The 16,961-nt window shown below is 33.8% G+C and carries 16 protein-coding genes; 15 read left to right on the top strand and 1 reads right to left on the bottom strand.

The features are described from left to right. Positions 1 to 59: 59 nt before the first annotated feature. The 15 genes from ACM6F9_RS20445 (at position 60) to ACM6F9_RS20375 (ending at position 15,834) form a co-directional block, all read left to right on the top strand. Positions 60 to 434, top strand: coding sequence for a hypothetical protein (locus ACM6F9_RS20445; RefSeq protein ID WP_414847375.1), 375 nt, complete (start codon positions 60 to 62; stop codon positions 432 to 434). Positions 435 to 673: 239 nt separating this feature from the next. After that, entirely contained in the window at positions 674 to 1,741 is a 1,068-nt protein-coding gene (locus ACM6F9_RS20440; RefSeq protein WP_414847374.1) for a formimidoylglutamase, read from the top strand. Positions 1,742 to 1,754: 13 nt separating this feature from the next. Then, positions 1,755 to 2,531 carry an SGNH/GDSL hydrolase family protein gene (locus tag ACM6F9_RS20435; protein WP_414847373.1) on the top strand — a complete coding sequence of 259 codons (777 nt, stop codon included), beginning with the start codon at positions 1,755 to 1,757 and terminating at the stop codon, positions 2,529 to 2,531. Then, positions 2,528 to 3,514, top strand: a complete 987-nt coding sequence (locus ACM6F9_RS20430) for a glycosyltransferase family 2 protein (RefSeq protein WP_414847372.1) — start codon at positions 2,528 to 2,530, stop codon at positions 3,512 to 3,514. Before ACM6F9_RS20435 ends, ACM6F9_RS20430 begins: the two co-directional genes overlap by 4 nt. Before the next feature lie 115 nt (positions 3,515 to 3,629). Then, complete coding sequence (locus ACM6F9_RS20425) at positions 3,630 to 4,748, top strand: glycosyltransferase family 4 protein (protein ID WP_414847371.1); 1,119 nt, start codon at positions 3,630 to 3,632, stop codon at positions 4,746 to 4,748. A gap of 34 nt (positions 4,749 to 4,782) precedes the next feature. Then, positions 4,783 to 5,637 carry a polysaccharide biosynthesis/export family protein gene (locus ACM6F9_RS20420; protein WP_414847370.1) on the top strand — a complete coding sequence of 285 codons (855 nt, stop codon included), beginning with the start codon at positions 4,783 to 4,785 and terminating at the stop codon, positions 5,635 to 5,637. A 2-nt stretch (positions 5,638 to 5,639) separates the two neighbouring features. Then, positions 5,640 to 8,123, top strand: a complete 2,484-nt coding sequence (locus tag ACM6F9_RS20415) for a polysaccharide biosynthesis tyrosine autokinase (protein ID WP_414847369.1) — start codon at positions 5,640 to 5,642, stop codon at positions 8,121 to 8,123. 213 nt (positions 8,124 to 8,336) lie between these two features. Continuing rightward, positions 8,337 to 9,227, top strand: a complete 891-nt coding sequence (locus ACM6F9_RS20410) for a DUF6089 family protein (protein WP_414847368.1) — start codon at positions 8,337 to 8,339, stop codon at positions 9,225 to 9,227. Position 9,228: 1 nt separating this feature from the next. Beyond that, a complete protein-coding gene (locus tag ACM6F9_RS20405; RefSeq protein ID WP_105702429.1) occupies positions 9,229 to 9,978 on the top strand; it encodes an isoprenyl transferase in 750 nt (249 codons plus the stop codon). A 28-nt stretch (positions 9,979 to 10,006) separates the two neighbouring features. Then, positions 10,007 to 12,541: an outer membrane protein assembly factor BamA gene (bamA, locus tag ACM6F9_RS20400; RefSeq protein WP_414847367.1), complete on the top strand. Its 2,535-nt coding sequence runs from the start codon at positions 10,007 to 10,009 to the stop codon at positions 12,539 to 12,541. An 8-nt stretch (positions 12,542 to 12,549) separates the two neighbouring features. Next, positions 12,550 to 13,104 (top strand): OmpH family outer membrane protein, encoded by a 555-nt coding sequence (locus tag ACM6F9_RS20395; RefSeq protein WP_105702442.1) that lies wholly within the window; start codon positions 12,550 to 12,552, stop codon positions 13,102 to 13,104. Between the two features lie 66 nt (positions 13,105 to 13,170). Further along, positions 13,171 to 13,674: an OmpH family outer membrane protein gene (locus ACM6F9_RS20390; RefSeq protein WP_047377419.1), complete on the top strand. Its 504-nt coding sequence runs from the start codon at positions 13,171 to 13,173 to the stop codon at positions 13,672 to 13,674. A gap of 70 nt (positions 13,675 to 13,744) precedes the next feature. After that, positions 13,745 to 14,230 carry an acyl-CoA thioesterase gene (locus tag ACM6F9_RS20385; RefSeq protein WP_105702432.1) on the top strand — a complete coding sequence of 162 codons (486 nt, stop codon included), beginning with the start codon at positions 13,745 to 13,747 and terminating at the stop codon, positions 14,228 to 14,230. 46 nt (positions 14,231 to 14,276) lie between these two features. Then, a complete protein-coding gene (gene rfbD, locus ACM6F9_RS20380; RefSeq protein WP_414847366.1) occupies positions 14,277 to 15,140 on the top strand; it encodes a dTDP-4-dehydrorhamnose reductase in 864 nt (287 codons plus the stop codon). 7 nt (positions 15,141 to 15,147) lie between these two features. Beyond that, complete coding sequence (locus ACM6F9_RS20375) at positions 15,148 to 15,834, top strand: hypothetical protein (protein WP_414847365.1); 687 nt, start codon at positions 15,148 to 15,150, stop codon at positions 15,832 to 15,834. 37 nt (positions 15,835 to 15,871) lie between these two features. Here the strand turns inward: ACM6F9_RS20375 and ACM6F9_RS20370 are convergent, their stop codons facing one another. Then, the gene (locus ACM6F9_RS20370) at positions 15,872 to 16,648 is read right to left on the bottom strand and encodes a capsular polysaccharide synthesis protein (protein WP_414847364.1); all 777 of its coding nucleotides are present in this window, start codon (positions 16,646 to 16,648) and stop codon (positions 15,872 to 15,874) included. Positions 16,649 to 16,961 lie beyond the last annotated feature (313 nt).

Genomic DNA, 16,961 nt, shown 5'->3' with positions numbered 1-16,961 from the left:
TTAAAAACGAGGCGGATTCTGAAAAGCCAAACGAGTAAGAAAACTAAAACTATCAAATCATGGCAGAATTTAATTTTAGCGAAGAAGCTATCTCAAATGCATTAGAAGCAGCAAAAAGATCACACGAAGACAGTCAGGCAAACCTTCGTTCATCAGGAAAAGATTCAGATTTAAGCCTTGCGAGAGCAAGTGCAGGTTATCTTCTTGTAACAGCAGAGTGTATATCAATTACTGTTGAAAACAACAAAGTTTGTATCAATTTACCCCTAGGTTTTGGGAAATATTGTTTCAGCATACCGTTAAGTATTCCTAACGGAACAGCTGGTCAGGCTTGTTTGGCTATATGTACAACTTGGGGAATTCCAACAGGAGTTAGAGTTACCATTGTTATAGCTGGAATAACAGTGATCAGTCAGTCATTTGGAAAGTGCTAATTACTCAGTACTCGAATAATAAAAAGTCCGTCTCATATAGTATGTGAGACGGATTTTTATTCTAAAATTATATAGTCTTGTCAAAGTTTTAAACTTTGACATGGTTGTTGGATAAACCGCCAATAATTTTTTGGCGGCTTTTTTATGAACAAAATATACCACATTCTACTCAGTTCCCATGTTTTTTGTATGTTTGTTATATCAAGCAATTAATCATTTATTACATTTCAAATTAAAATATGGATTTCGAAGACTTTATCATTTCACCAAGAAATTTCAAAACAGAAAGCTGGCAGATAGGAAATCGGATTACAAAAGATATCAAGGAAGACAGCATTGTTCTTTTATTTGTATCAGATTACAGAGGAGCGGGTGGAGATGCAGAAGTACAGGACTTTACTGCCGTAAGAAGTGAGTTTTATAAGCTTTCACAAATGGATTTCGAAATTCCTGTTGTGGATCTTGGAGATCTGGTCTCGGGAAAATCTGTGCAGGATACCCATTATATTTTGCAGGAAGTTTTGTCGGCGTGTCATTACAAAAGAGCTATTCCGGTGATTATCGGAGGGTCCAATGACTTTGCTTTTTCATTATTTTCTGCCTTGCATTTTCATCAGAAGAATATCAATTATACACAGATCAGTAATATCATTTCCCTTCAACAAGGTGAAGCGATCAACGAGCATACTTTTTTAAGTAAAATTTTTGGAGCCAAGAATTTCTCCATTAAAAATTATCATCACTTAGGATATCAGAAACATTTGAATGAAATGGACTCCATAAGGTTGATCAAAGAAGTAGAGTTTGATATCATTCGTCTTGCTGAAATGATGAATTCTACAGAAAAAACAGAACCTTTCTTCAGAAAAGCAGAGCTCGTTACCGTAAATTGTGATGCAGTGGAGAGTTTCAGTGAACCTTTTTCCATGAATCCACAAGTGAATGGATTAAACAGAAGAGAAATCTGTGCCTATATGAAAGAAATCGGATTGAGCGAAAATCTGAAGTCTGTTGGGATTTTTAATTATAATATTTATTCGGAAAACCAATTGAACCACCAGTTGTTGTCCCAAATGTTATGGTACCTCATTGAAGGGATCAATATTCAGCATTCGCATCCTAAGGAAAGGCATTATGAACTGTTCTATGTTTTGATAGATGACAGACAATATGCATTCAGGCGTGATACTTTCAGTAATTTGTGGTATTTTGGTGATGATGAAAATATAGAAAATTGCATTCCCTGCTCCAGAAAGGATTTTGATGAAGCCAAAAAGGGCTGGCTTAATCCCAGACTAACATATTAAGTAAACACACAAAATGAAAAAAAAAATTATTATTGGCATTGTGCTGATAGCCGGAATATTTTGCTTCATTTATTTTTGGAATAAATACAGCTACGCCAATGAAGAAAATTACTTTTCTTCTAATACAAAGCCGGAAAAGGGTTTGCAAATTGGTATTATTGGTGATAGCTGGCTGGTCAAGCAAAAATTAGATTCCCTCGTTACTAAAAGATTGTCGGAGAGGGGAATTCAGGCGGAAGTTTATTCATCCGGAAATCCGGGAGCAAAGTCCAAAAGGATTTTTGAAAACCTTTTCAAAGAGGAAGGAGAAGAATTCTCCTCTAAAAAAATTATTGAAAAAAAACCTGATTATTGCATTGTAATTGCAGGTGTTAACGATGCTGCAACCCATGTGGGATCCAGTTTTTATGCACATCATATGATGATGATTATTAAGACGCTCCTTCATTATAATATAAAACCGGTGGTAGTTTCTCTTCCGGAATTTGGAATAGAAGAAGATTTCCAAAATAAGAATATCGTAAGTGAAATCAGCAACAGAGGTGGAGAGCTAATATTAAACGGAGGAACTCCATTTAAAATACAAGATTACAGAAATGCTCTTCTTGAAGATCTGAAAAATAGCGGATTGGAGAAAAAAGTGACAATCTTGAATTTTGATGAAGTAACCACAGACTTTAAAAAAGACAGAAACTTATTCGCAGATCCACTGCATCTCAATACACAAGGATATCAGAAGTTTAGTGAATTCTTAGCCAACGGTATCGTTAATCTGACAAGTGCAAAATGAAGATTTCAATTATAGTCCCGGTATATAATGTTGAGAATTATCTGGCAAAATGCCTTGATTCTCTGGTGAATCAAACTTTTCAGGATGTTGAGATTCTTGTTGTGAATGATGGAAGCAAGGATAATTCTGAAAAAGTAATTGAAAAATTTGTACAAAAATATCCGGATAAAATAAAAGCTTTTACCAAAGAAAATGGGGGACTGAGTGATGCCCGTAATTTTGGAATTGATAAAGCTACAGGTGACTATATCGGTTTTGTCGACAGTGATGACTATGTTACCGAAACCATGTTTGAAGAAATGCTTCGTTTAGCAGAAAATCATCAGGCAAAAATGGTCATTTGTAATATTCAAAAGGTGGATGAAAATGGGAAAATTGTTCAAAAATTAACTCAGCTTCCGAATATGCCTGAAAAAATTGTGCTGGATAGAAACTTTTCTATTTTTTCAGACATCAGTTATTTTGCATGTAATAAATTGTTCAAAAAAGAACTTTTTCATCATAGGAGATTTAAAAAAGGGGTTCATTTTGAAGACATTCAGCTTATTCCACAGCTTTTGCTGGAATGTGAGACGATAGCGCAGACGCAGAATTTCCATTATCAATATCTTGAACGTACAGATTCTATTACGAAAACCCATACAGAAAAAGGGCTGGATATGTTGAAGGCAGTATCTGATGTGGAGCAGATATTTAGTGAGTCTCAATATTCTGATAAGAAAGGAGAGTTGAAAAATTTTCAGATTTTTGAAGGTGTTTACTCGTTTTTAGCCTATCTGGCGTTTGTTAAAGATGAAAAAAAATTCTATAATATGTCTGATCAGCTAACTCTTTTTATGAAACAAAGACAAATAAAAATTCAAGATATATTACTATATAGTCGTTTTGGTAAGAATTATCTTTTATCTTTGCCACTGAAAAAAAAAATTTTTTATCTTTTATTTTTTGCAGGGCAGAAAAAATTGATAAGAAAACTAATTTAGTAAACACAAATGTAAGTACTATTGTTTCGGTCAATAGAAAATGATGGTAGGGCTTCTTAAAAGCTTTGCATCATGTTTTTTATTTAGGATAAACAAGTGCTGAATAAGAAAAAAAATGAAAAATTTTGAATTGTTCTTAAGCGGGTCAGGAATACCTATTTTCTACGTAAAAATAGGATTAGGATTTGTATTCTCCTTTTTAATAACTTTTTTCTCTATTCCTACCATTGTTAAGATTTCAAGAAGAAAGAATCTGATGGATGAGCCTGGAATAAGAAGTTCGCATCTCAGAGAGATTCCCAATTTGGGCGGAATCGCCATCTTTTATTCAATCGGAATCTGTGCCTCTATTTTTGCATATGAACTTTTTGATCTCTATAAGTTTTTATTTGCCTCACTGATTATTCTGCTCTATGTAGGAGTAATGGATGATATTGTTGTGATGAGGGCTTACAAGAAATTGGTGGCCCAGATTGTCGTATCTGCTCTTATTGTCATTGGCTCAGATATCAGAATCAGAAGCCTATTTGGAATACTGGGAATATACGAGCTTGAATATATTGTAAGCGTTCTGTTCAGTATTGTTACTTTTATTATTCTGATTAATGCTTTCAATCTGATTGATGGAATAGATGGATTGGCAGGTGGCTATTCTATAATCTGTAGTGCTTTATTTGGAATAAGCTACTACCGATTGGGAGAATATAACTACCCATTGGTAGTGTTGTCTGTTATTATTATCGGAACTGTATTGGCATTTTTATATTATAATCTTTCAAGTTACCGTACCCTTAAAATATTTATGGGAGACACCGGATCTATGCTGCTTGGCTTTTTGCTGGCTTTTACTTCCATTTGTTTCATGGATATTTTTATTGATAAAAAATTAGTAGATGTCCCAAGATATCATCTTCAGTCTGCTCCCGTAGTAGCTGTAGCGATCCTGATTCTCCCGATCGTAGATACGTTAAATGTAATAATGGTAAGGCTTTACAAGAAAAAATCCCCTTTCGATGCAGATAAAAACCATATTCACCATAAATTGTTGAAACTCAATCTTACCCATAGAAGATCTACTTTCTATATTATTCTTTACTATCTGATGATTGTAGGGGTAGCTTATTCTTTAAGACATATTGATGTAAATATGTTATTATTGGTGATTCTTTCATTAGGTTTTTTGGGAGCTTATCTACCGGATTTGCTTTATCGTTTAAGAAATAACAAAGATTAACAATTAAATATTACTTTTGTAAACAATATTATATATGATGAAGAACTTTAAATATTTATTTTTAATATTCCCTCTTTTAGTGACCTCGTGTATTACCACAAAGGATGTAAGGTATTTACAGCCAAGTGAAAGTCTTGTAATTAATGAAGAAGGTCTTGTTCCTTACAATATTCCCATTTACAGGATTACTAAAAATGATCTCCTCAATCTTAATATTGTGACCACTCCAAAAGGAGATGCTGCACAGTTTTACTCTTCCTACAATACTTCAGGCGGCTCTGGAGGAGGTAGTGTAGGCAATTCTGCACTATCAGGCGGCTCTGGAGGAGGAAGAGGTGGAAATATGAGTTTTTATTTTAACGGATTAAAAGTTGATTCCAATGGTGATATCAATATTTTCGGAATTGGATATGTAAAGGCTGAAGGAAGAACGCTTGATGATATTACAAAAGAAATACAGGAAAAAGTAAATGAAAATTTCCAGGAAGGAAAATCTGAAGTACGTTTGAATACAGACGGAATTACTTATTATATTCTTGGTGATGTAGAAACTACCGGACTTTCTGGTGAAAAAGTAGCTCACAAAAATACCCTTACGATTACTGAAGCATTAGCTATTAATGGAGGATTAAACAGAACAATTGATAAAAAAGAAATTGTTATCCATAGAAAGCTTCCTGAAGGAATCAAAATTGCCAAAATAGATCTTACCCGTGAGGATCTTATGAATTCACCTTTCTATTATATCCAGAATGGAGACGAAATCTATCTGAATACAAGAGCGAAAAGCTTAAATGGATTCGGAAAAGATCCTATCCAGACTTTAACGACAGGAGTTTCGGTAATTACTACTGCATTGTCTATTTATTTACTTCTAAAAAATCTTTAATCATGATTCCCGGAAAAGATACGCAAATAGAGAAAAAGGAGGCTCAAAAAGAAAATTCTGGGTCGTTTGCAATGTTTGATATAGAACATTTTTTAAGAAGAGTTCTTAAAAACTGGTACTGGTTTGTATTCATGTTTATTACAGGTTACAGTATTGCATGGGTATATAGTAAGTATTATGCACAAAATATATACTCTTCAAATTTGTCTTTAAGTATATCCAACAATACTTCAAGCTATTTTACCCCTAACCAGACTATTAACTTCATTTGGGGACAGGGAGGAAACCAGGATGGGATTTATTTGAAGAAAATGCTTCTTTCAAGATCACATAATGAATTTTTGGTTAAAGAATTAAATCTATTTGTCAATTACTCAACAAAAGGTACAATTAAATCTACCTATCTGGACAGGGATGATTCACCTGTTTCTCTAGAAATAGATAAAAAACACCTTCAGCAGATCAATTATCCAATCACGCTATTGCCAAAAAGTAATGGGACTTATGAAGTTGTATTACCGGAAGAAGGGCAGTCTACTAGCTTATATAGCTATGACATAGAAGGCTTCCAGAGTATTAATAACTATACAAGACCGGCTAATAAAATTATTAAGGTTAATGAATGGTATACATCTCCCAATCTGAGATTTAAATTGGTGCCAAATGTTAATGCTAAAATTTCTTTTAATAATGTTGTTGTTACCCTGAATTCAGTAAATCAATCTGTTAATGAAATTATTTCTACCATAGGAGTAGAATTTGATAAGGAAATTTCTACCATTATGATTATTTCCAAGAGTGGATATAATCTTAATAGCACAGTCAATTTCCTGAATAAGTCAGTAAACGAATTACAGAAAAAAAGACTTGAGGATAAAAATACTGTTAACAAAAACACAACAGCCTATTTGCAGGGCAACTTAGATATTATCCGTAAGAAATTAGACTCCAGTTCTCAGGTTCTGAACTATCTAAAAACATCTGAAAAGCTTTATAATATTAAAGATAAGGACGAAAGATCTTTAGCAAAAATAAAAGAGCTTGAAGGAAGAAAGGCAGATATTATTAGTAAAGTGAATTCTCTGAATACAATCAGAAATACTCTACAGTCACAGAATTTTGATAAAATGATTGCAACAAATGCTGCCGGTTTTGAAGATGGTTTTTTCACCGCTACGATCTCGGAACTTAAAGCTTTGTATGCAAAAAGACAGGAAATGGCCACAATTTATAAACCTAGTTCAGAGCCGATGAAAGAAATTAATAGGCTTATTGGTGAGGCGAAACTTGGGTCATCAAACAGCTTAAAAAATTATTACACCAAATACAGCGAAGAAATCAATAAAATTGATAATGAAATTGTAAATGCTGATGCAGATTTAGCAAGCTTCCCTGAAAAAGAAAGAAAATATCTTGATGCAGAAAGAGGATATAATATGATTGAAGCTACTTACAATAGCTTACTGTCAAGACAGAATGAAGCACAAATGAATGTTGCAACCAATAAGTCTGATATTACTGTTATTGACCCTGCTAAAAACTTAGGACAGAAGCCTATTGGCCCTAATGTAAAGCTAGCAAAAACAGGTATTATTTCAGGAATGTTACTATTGCCATTATTATTTATTCTGGTTGGTGAAGTACTTGATAGTAAGATCAGAAATATTAAAGAACTCTTAAGCGCTACGAAAATTCCACTTCTTGGAGTTATTGGAAATAACACCAACGAAAATATGCTTACCGTTTTAGAGCAGCCAAAAGCATCTGTATCAGAAGCATTCAGAGGATTGAGAGCCAATATGAGATTTTTGATGAATAATGAAGAAGGAAGAGGGAAAGTTATCTTACTCACATCCTCGATCGGAGGGGAAGGAAAAACTTATGTTTCCATTAATTTGGCGTCCGTAATTGGATTAAGCGATAAAAAAACAATCTTATTAGGGATGGATCTTAGAAAGCCAAAAATCTTTGGAGACTTCAAGGTTGATAATAAATATGGTATTTCAAATTATCTGACAGGAGAAGTGGGTATTGATCAGATTATCAACAAAACAAAGATCCCGAATCTTGATGTTGCTACTTCAGGTCCTATCCCTCCCAATCCTTCGGAGCTTTTAATGAGTCAGAGAAATATCAAATTTATAGAAGAATTGAAAGGAAAATATGATTTCATTATTATAGATTCACCACCTGTAGGATTAGTTGCCGATTCATATGAGCTTATGAAGTACTCTGATGCTAATATTTATGTTGTACGCCATGAATATACAGAAAAGTACATGCTGAAAATGATTACAGAAAAGTATCATAATAACGAAATTGATAATTTAGGACTTGTTTATAATGACTATAATATAAAACAAGGCTATGGTTACGGCTATGGCTACGGTTATGGTTATGGATATTTTGATGAAGATAAAAATTATAAAGAGCCTTTATTAATCAGGATCAGAAATAAAGTACAGGTATTATTTAATAAAAAATAAGGCATTAAACCTCCATTTAATGGGGGTTTTTTCATATTTAAGGTATTTTCATTCTATGAAAAAAAGAATATTTTCGCCACTTTGCCGTTTACTTTATAACAAATTATGTTTTTTTGTTTATTTTTAACTAAACATTAAGATTATCATTAATATAAAAATGTTTTATATTTGCAAAAATTAAATTTTAAAATAACCATAAATCCATATTCTTTTATGAATAAAAAATTATTGTTTAGCTTCCTTGCCTTCCTTGGAGTGGTAAGTGTTAAAGCACAAAGAAACGAATTGGGAGTTCGTCTAGGTATGAGTAACCTAGTGGGAGATGTAGGAAGGACAAATTATATTTTACAGAAGCCGTTGGATTTAAGCAGAGTGTCAGATTTGGGCATCCCATTTTATGGTGGTATATTATACAGATTTAATTTTAATCCGCATCAGACTGTTAGATTGGATTTAGGATATAACCAGGTTCAGTTTAGTGATAAAGCGGCGAAAGAAGATTATAGAAGAAATAGAAATTCATACGGAAAAAATAACGTATATGAAGCGAGTTTAATGTTTGAATATAACTTTTTCCCAGTAAATAACGAGCAGATCAGCATGCTGAGCCCTTACATCTTTGGTGGTGTTGGTGCTTTAATGTTTGATGCTCCTAAAGCAACTCTTATGAATGATTTCAGAAGAGATGCAGATGGTGTAGCACAGGCTCCAATTAATGAATTGGATTTTGTAACTAAAACAGATTATTCATTAGGAAAAAAAGTAACCATGCACATTCCTTTTGGAGTCGGTTTGAAGTATAAATTCAACCACTCATGGGCTATTTTTGCAGAAGCTACATTCAGATATACATTGACGGATCAGTTGGATCACAGTAAGATCCTTTCCCAAGATGTAAAAACTTCTTTTAATGCTGATATTTTGGACCCTGCTACAGGTGGTTCATTATTGCAGACAGGAAATTATTATGCGGTTTCTAAAGAAAGAGAAGCAGAGTTTATTAATAAGAGAAATATTGGAGATGGAAGATCCAAGGACTGGATGAATACTTTCAGTTTAGGACTTACATATTCGTTCGGAAGACCTCCATGTTATTGTGAATAATATGTCGTTGATTAAAGATAAAATAAATTCTGAGAATTTACCAAAACACGTAGCCATCATTATGGATGGTAATGGAAGATGGGCAAAATCTCGTGGCGAAGAAAGAACTTTCGGTCACAAAAATGCCATTAATGCAGTAAGAAATGCGATTAATGCATGTAATGAGATTAACATCCCTTACTTAACATTGTATACATTCTCTTCGGAAAATTGGAGCCGTCCAACTGAAGAAGTGAATACCCTTATGAATCTGTTAGTAGAAACCTTATTGCTGGAGGCAGAAGAAATCTTTAGCAAAGGATTAAGAATGCATGTTATAGGGAATCTTGAAAAACTGCCTTCTTTAGTAAAAGATCAGTTGGAACGTGTGGTAGAACTTACAAAAGAAAACACAAAAGGAAACCTTGTATTGGCGATAAGCTATGGCTCACAAAATGAAATACTGGAAGCCGTTAAAAATATAAGTTCTGATGTAAAAGAAGGAAAAGTAGAAATAGAGAATATTAACGAAAGTGTATTTGAAAACTATCTTTACACAAAAGATTTTCCTCCTGTAGATTTACTGATCAGAACCAGCGGTGAAATTAGGATAAGCAACTTCCTGCTTTGGCAGATCGCTTATGCAGAATTACAGTTTTTGAATGTTCTATGGCCGGATTTTACCAAAGATATTTTCTTCCAATGTATTGTTGATTATCAAAATAAGGAAAGAAGATACGGTTTAACCGGGGAGCAAGTAAAAGGCCAATAAAATTTTAAGAAAAGAAAGACTCGATAAAATGAAGTTTAGACTATTACCCATCATTATGTTTGCTGCTTCTGCACATTTTTATGGACAAGTAACTCCACAAGACAGCACAAAAGTAAATAATGCTGTACATGCAGAAAATGAGGCAGGAACTTATACACTTAAAGACATCGTTGTAGATGGGGTAAAAAAATATACACCAGCTCAAATCTTAAGATTTACAGGTCTTACAAAAGGTGAAAGTGTGGACATTCCAGGACAGAAAATCAGCAATGCTGTAAAAAAACTTTGGGATACCCAATCTTTTTCTGAAGTGGAAGTGTATGTTCAAAGCATTGAAGGACAGACAATCGTTCTGAAATTTTACCTACAGGATCTGAAAGAACTTGGAGAAGTAAAATTCGCAGGAAAAGGTATTGGTAAATCTAAAAGTGAAAAGCTGGCGAAGGATAATAACCTTAAGCCGGGAACTAAGATTACTCAGAACTTAGTTTCAAGCCTTAAAACTAATGTCCCTAAAGACTATATTAAAAAAGGTTTTGCAGATGCCAAAATCAGTATCCAGGATAAAGTAAATGCAGGAGACCCTGCTTTAGTAGACTGGACAATCAATGTAGAAAAAGGAAAAAGAATCAAAATTGATCACATTGAGTTCGAAGGAAACGAAAATGTAACCGATAGAAAACTTAGAAACAAAGCTTTCAAAGAAACAAAACAAAAACGTTTTGGTATCGGTGGAATTTTAAAATCCTCGAAATTCATTGAAGATAAATACCAGGAAGATAAGCAAGGACTTATCAGTTATTACAACTCCCTTGGGTACAGAGACGCAAAAATCGTTTCAGACTCTGTGTGGAGAAACAAAAGAAATAACTACGAAATCAATGTAAAACTTAATGAGGGTAAAAAATATTATATCGGAGACGTTACGTTTACGGGTAATACTGTTTACTCTACAGAATATTTACAACGATTATTAGGATATAAGAAAGGAGATATCTACGATGCAGTAGGATTCAACAAAAAAGTTGGAGAAGATGGAGGTAAAGAAGATGATTCAGATATTAAATCTGTTTACATGAATAACGGTTACCTTTTCTCCAATGTTACACCCGTTGAAAAATCAGTATCAGGAGATAACGTAAACCTTGAAGTAAGAATTAATGAAGGAGAGCAGGCTACCTGGAATAAAGTAACATGGCAGGGGAATACTACAACTCATGACCACGTTATTCTTAGAGCCCTAAGAACAAAACCGGGAGAGCTGTTCAAGAAAACAGAAATTAAAAGAACCTATTTCGATTTAGCAGGGATGTCATTCTTTGACCCTCAGCAGATTGGACAGGATATTCAGCCAAACCAGCAGGATAATACTGTTGATATTAACTGGAAACTTGTAGAAAAAGGATCTTCTCAGGTACAGTTGCAGGCAGGTTACGGTGGTAACAGTTTTATCGGTACATTAGGATTAACTTTCAATAACTTCTCATTAAAGAATTTCCTGAAACTTAAAGACTTTAAACCAGTACCTCAGGGAGATGGTCAAACTTTCTCTATTCAGGTTCAGGCAGGACAATACTTCCAAAACTACGGAGTGTCATTTACAGAACCTTGGTTATTTGGTACCAGACCAACAGCCCTTTCTGTAAGTTTAAATAACTCCAGAGTAAGATATACAGATCAATATGGAGCAGCTCAGAAGCTTAATATCTTCTCCGCTTCAGTTGGTTTAAACAGACTATTAAACTGGCCGGATGATTACTTCTCACTTTACACGGGATTACAGTTCCAGAAGTATGACTTCAATAACTATCCATTCCAGTTTGGAAATACAACTGAAAATAATGGTAGCGCCAATAACTTCAGTGTCAACTTAGGATTGAGTAGAAACTCAGCAGGTATCGATCCAATATTCCCAACAATGGGATCTAATATTGAGCTTTCAGCAAAACTGACTCCTCCGTACTCATTGTTTAAAAAGAAAGATTACTCTACAATGTCAGCTATTGACAAGTACAAGTGGATGGAATTCTATAAGATTAAGTTTAAAGCAGATGTTTATAACGAAATCATTGGAAAACTGGTTCTAAGATCTTCAGCAGAAATGGGATTCATGGACGGATATAACAGTCAGTTAGGAGCTCCGCCATTTGAAAGATTCTATATGGGGGGGACAGGTCTTTTCGGAGGAAGATATGATGGTAGAGAATTAATTCCTTTGAGAGGGTATGAGAATGCTACTACTGAAGGAGGTATGGGAGAAGATATTACTCAGAAAGGAGGGGGTACAATCTATAATAGATTTACTTTAGAATTAAGATACCCAATCTCAATGAGCCAGACTGCAAAAATCTATGCATTGACATTCGCTGAAGGAGGTAACGTATGGAACACATGGAGTTCTTACAGTCCATTCCAGCTGAAAAGATCAGTCGGGATCGGAGTAAGAGTTTATATGGGAGCATTTGGATTGATCGGATTTGACTTTGCACTAGGTCTTGATAAAACATTATCAGGTGATAAGTCAGGATGGAGAAACCACTTCTTGATGAACCAAACATTATAATTAAAAATATGAAGCACTTTAAGATAACTTTCACGTTCGTATTCCTTTTACTTTTTGGACTCAGCAATGCCCAGAAAATAGGAGTAGTGGATACTAATGAAATTTTAAATAAATTACCTCAGTATAAAGAAGCGGAAGCAAGACTAAATTCTCAGATTGATACCTGGGAGTCAGAACTTCAGAACCTTCAGTCTGAATATGAAAGAAAAAAAGCTGCTTTTGAAAGTGAAAAAGTATTATTAATAGGTGATCAGCTTAAATTAAGAGAAAAAGAAGTTGTAGACCTGGATAAAAATATTAAAACAACTACAAGCTTACGTTTTGGAGCTAACGGTGAAATTACAAAACTGAGAACAAACCTTGTTTTACCTTTTCAGGATCAGATCTGGGGAGCTATCAAAACAATGTCCGAAAAAAACGGATTGGGCATAGTTCTTGATAAAAGCAATAACATTAGTGTTATTTTCCTTCAATCAAAATACGATTACACCGAGAAAGTATTGTCTATTCTATTGAAAGGAACAGACAAGAAAGAAAAAACAACTAGCAAAGGAAAAAAATAGTTTTAAAAATTAACTTTTGCTATATTTTAAAATCTAAAAACAAATTAAATTATTTATTTACCAGTTATGAAAAAATTAAGTGTATTATTTGCAGCAGTAATGATGGTTGTATCTGTAGGTATGGCAAAAGCTCAAAAAATTGCTACTTTAGATGTAATGGGAGTTCTTAACGCTATGCCGGAGAAAAAGAAAGCAGATGCTGATCTTAAAACATTCTTAGATACTAAACAAGCTGAGATTAAGAAAAAAGCTGACGCAGCTCAAACTAAATATCAGCAATATCAAACAGAAGCTCCGAAAAAAACAGCTGACGAAAACGCAGCAAGAGAAGCTGAAATGAAAAAATTAGCTGAAGAAATCCAGCAAATGCAGGACAAAGCTCAAAAAGATCTACAAGCTAAGCAAGACCTTGCTTTCGGACCAGTTGAGAAAAAACTGAACGATGCAGTAGAAAAAGTAGCTAAAGCTAACGGATATGATTATATTATGGATGCTAACTCAACTGCATTCCTTTATAAAGCAGGACCGGATGCTACTCCAGCTGTGAAGAAAGAACTAGGAGTTCAATAATTTCAGCAAATTAACAAAGATTTATAAAACTAACCACCTCTTTTAGAGGTGGTTTTTTTATTTTTGCGGAATGGAAAAAGAAGTATCAACTACGGTAAAAGTTAGGTTTAGTGATTGCGATCCGATAGGGCATCTGAATAATGTAAAATATCTTGACTATATGTTCAACGCCAGAGAAGATCATGTAGAAACATTCTACGGATTTACTTATGAAGAATATACCAAGAAAACCGGCTGTACCTGGATTGCTATTCAAAACGAAATAGCCTACATAAAAGAAGTAAGATACAATACTCAGGTAGTTATTAGCAGCAAAACTATAGATGTGCAGGATAGAACGGCAAAAGTTGAAATCCTGATGAAAAGCTTAGATGAAAAAACGATTCATGCTGTACTTTGGGTAACTGTTATTTATTTCAATGTTAAAACAAGAAAATCTGAAGTTCACCCTGAAGATATCAAAGGGATTTTCGACAAGTTTTATGTAGATTTGATCCAAAAAGATTTCCAGTCGAGAGTGAAGTTTTTAAGAAGTCAAAATGCCAAGAACTCTTAAACAATAATTCTTGCAACATTCAAAGTTTAAAATTAATAATAAATAAATGAAAAAAATAGCAGTAATAGGAAGCAACGGACAATTGGGAAACTGCATTAGAAAAATAGCTCCGGACTTCGAACATCAATATGAGTTTTTATTTACAGACTCATCCACTTTAGATGTTACCAACGAAGATCAGGTGAATGATTTCTTTTATGATAACAAACCTGATTACTGCATCAATGCTTCAGCATACACAGCGGTAGATCTGGCTGAAACTGAAAAAGAAAAAGCTTTTGCAGTCAATGCAGATGGAGTAGCCTACCTTGCTCAGGCGTGTGCAGATTACAAATCTACTCTGATCCATGTTTCTACAGATTACGTTTTTGACGGAACTACTAATCTTCCGTATTCCGAAGATGATTTTACCAACCCGATAGGAGTATATGGAGAATCAAAAAGAAAAGGCGAAGAACTGGCACTTGAAATTAATTCCAAAACAATTATCCTGAGAACGTCATGGTTGTACTCTGAGTTTAATAAAAACTTCGTGAAAACAATGCTGAATCTGTTCTCTCAGAAAAAAGAATTGGGAATTGTTGCTGATCAGTTTGGACAGCCAACCAATGCAAACGATCTTGCAGAAGCTATCCTGGATATCATTGAAGCCCCAAAGAAAACCTACGGAGTTTTTCACTTCTCAAACTATCCGGAAACAACCTGGTTTGAGTTTGCCAAAAAAATTGCTGAATTTTCAAAATCCTCAGTAAAACTAAATCCATTAACAACAGAACAGTACCCAACTCCCGCTAAAAGACCTGTAAGAAGTACAATGTCTTTAGATAAAATAGAAGAGGCTTATAAGATAGAACCCAAACACTGGGAAAATAGCCTGGAAGAATGTGTTGATATACTTTCACAACAATAATATATATATGAAGAATATTGCAATCATCTTTTCTGTATTGTGTATCCAGTTGTGGAATGCACAGAATGTTTATCTGACAAAAGTTGAAAAAACAAACGATAACACAGATAAATTCTTTTATAAAAAAGAAGAAGCCATTGCAGATGCCGTTTATCTGGGAGAAGTAGAAATTCAAGGTTTTTCAAAAGATGATGCGCTTACCTTTTCCTTAGTATATAAAAAGGCAAAAGAGATTGGAGCCAATACATTTCAGCTAAAACCTTTCGAAAATGTAGATGGAACGCCTCAGGCATTTAATGCTTCTAATTATAAAGTAGCACTATATTATACACCTAAAGAAAAATTACCAGCTCAACACGGAGAGATGTACATATTTGCATCCTCTGAAAAAGATCAGAAAATAAGCATCAATCGTAAAGACTATACTATTTCTCCCAGATCATTTTTAAAGCTAAAGGTCATTCCGGGCGAAATCTATACTGTTTCAACCAAGAAACTTTTAGGGTCTACTGTGAAAATTCAACCAAAGGCTAACGATGATAACGTTTATTTTCAGATTTCATCCTTAAAAGTGAAACCAGATAACTCAGGAGTAGGAGGCTTAAACCTTAAATCAGGAGATATTATCGGTCTTGAAAAGTCATATGCAGATTTTTTGAGCATTATATATAATAAAGATAAGCAGAGCAACTAAGCTCTGTTTTTTATTTAACCATTTTCAAATTCTGTTTCTATCGGTAATTTTCAAAAGAAGGCATCAAATCTTTTTCATATTTTATTTTTGAAGAATATTTAAGGCAAAGAGGATGGAATATATCTGCTAAAATCTGTGACCATTGAAGAGGATATCCATTATTATCACCAAAGGTATTCCCCGGATTTGAAACTAAATCATCGTATTTTTGATCCAGAACATCATGAGCTTTCCCTAGCCATTCTTTAGCAAATGGACTTTCTTTCTTAAAAATGTAAGCTCCATTACCAATTAATAGAAAAAAATGCTTTTTCATATACTTTTCAAAATCTTTATCAGAACAATTACCAACACCTCTTTTACCTAATTCCCGATAACCAATTATCCAGCTATCTCTGTCATTATTTAATCTGCTAAATGATTCTATCCACGATTTATTGATGTGCTTTATATCGCAATAGCCTCCTCCGTGATGATACATCATATATCCTCTAAGATAATCTGCTTTATGTACCAAAGATAAATAAGGGAAAGCCTTGTGTAGTGGATAACCGGGTAAAATATAATGTTCAAGAATATCAGGAGTGATGCATATAACTTTTACTCCAGATTTTTTTTGAAGACTTTCTAATGCTTGTTGTCTGTTTTCTGACATTTCATTGTGCCCGGTCCAAAAGCAATATATAATTTCTTCAACTTTTTCAAGTTTATTATAATGTTCCTTACTGCCCTTATTATTAACAAATATTTTGTAGTGATAAAATAATCCTTGTACATATGCATTATATAATACTTTTTTTAATAAATTTTTCATGTGTGCTTTAGATTTTAAAATATATATATCCTCTAAGTGCTGTAGCTTGGCGTTTACTTGACCTTGATAAGATGCTCTATAATGATTTCTTTCCTTAATTGGATATTAAATTAAAAGGACAAATATATATATATTTAATTATACGAGTATTACTAATTTACTTTAGCCAAAGCTTATCCTTTATACTATATATAAAGGATAATGTCTATCATTCATCCTTTATTCTTCCCCCCCCTTTCACCCCCAAACTCTCCAGCTCTCAACCCCTCTCTGCGAACCTCCCAAACAAATGTTTAAAATTTTTCTCACTGCG

The organism is Chryseobacterium sp. IT-36CA2 (assembly GCF_949767875.1).
Classification (GTDB): Bacteria; Bacteroidota; Bacteroidia; order Flavobacteriales; family Weeksellaceae; genus Chryseobacterium.
This window is presented reverse-complemented; position numbering and strand designations above follow the sequence as displayed.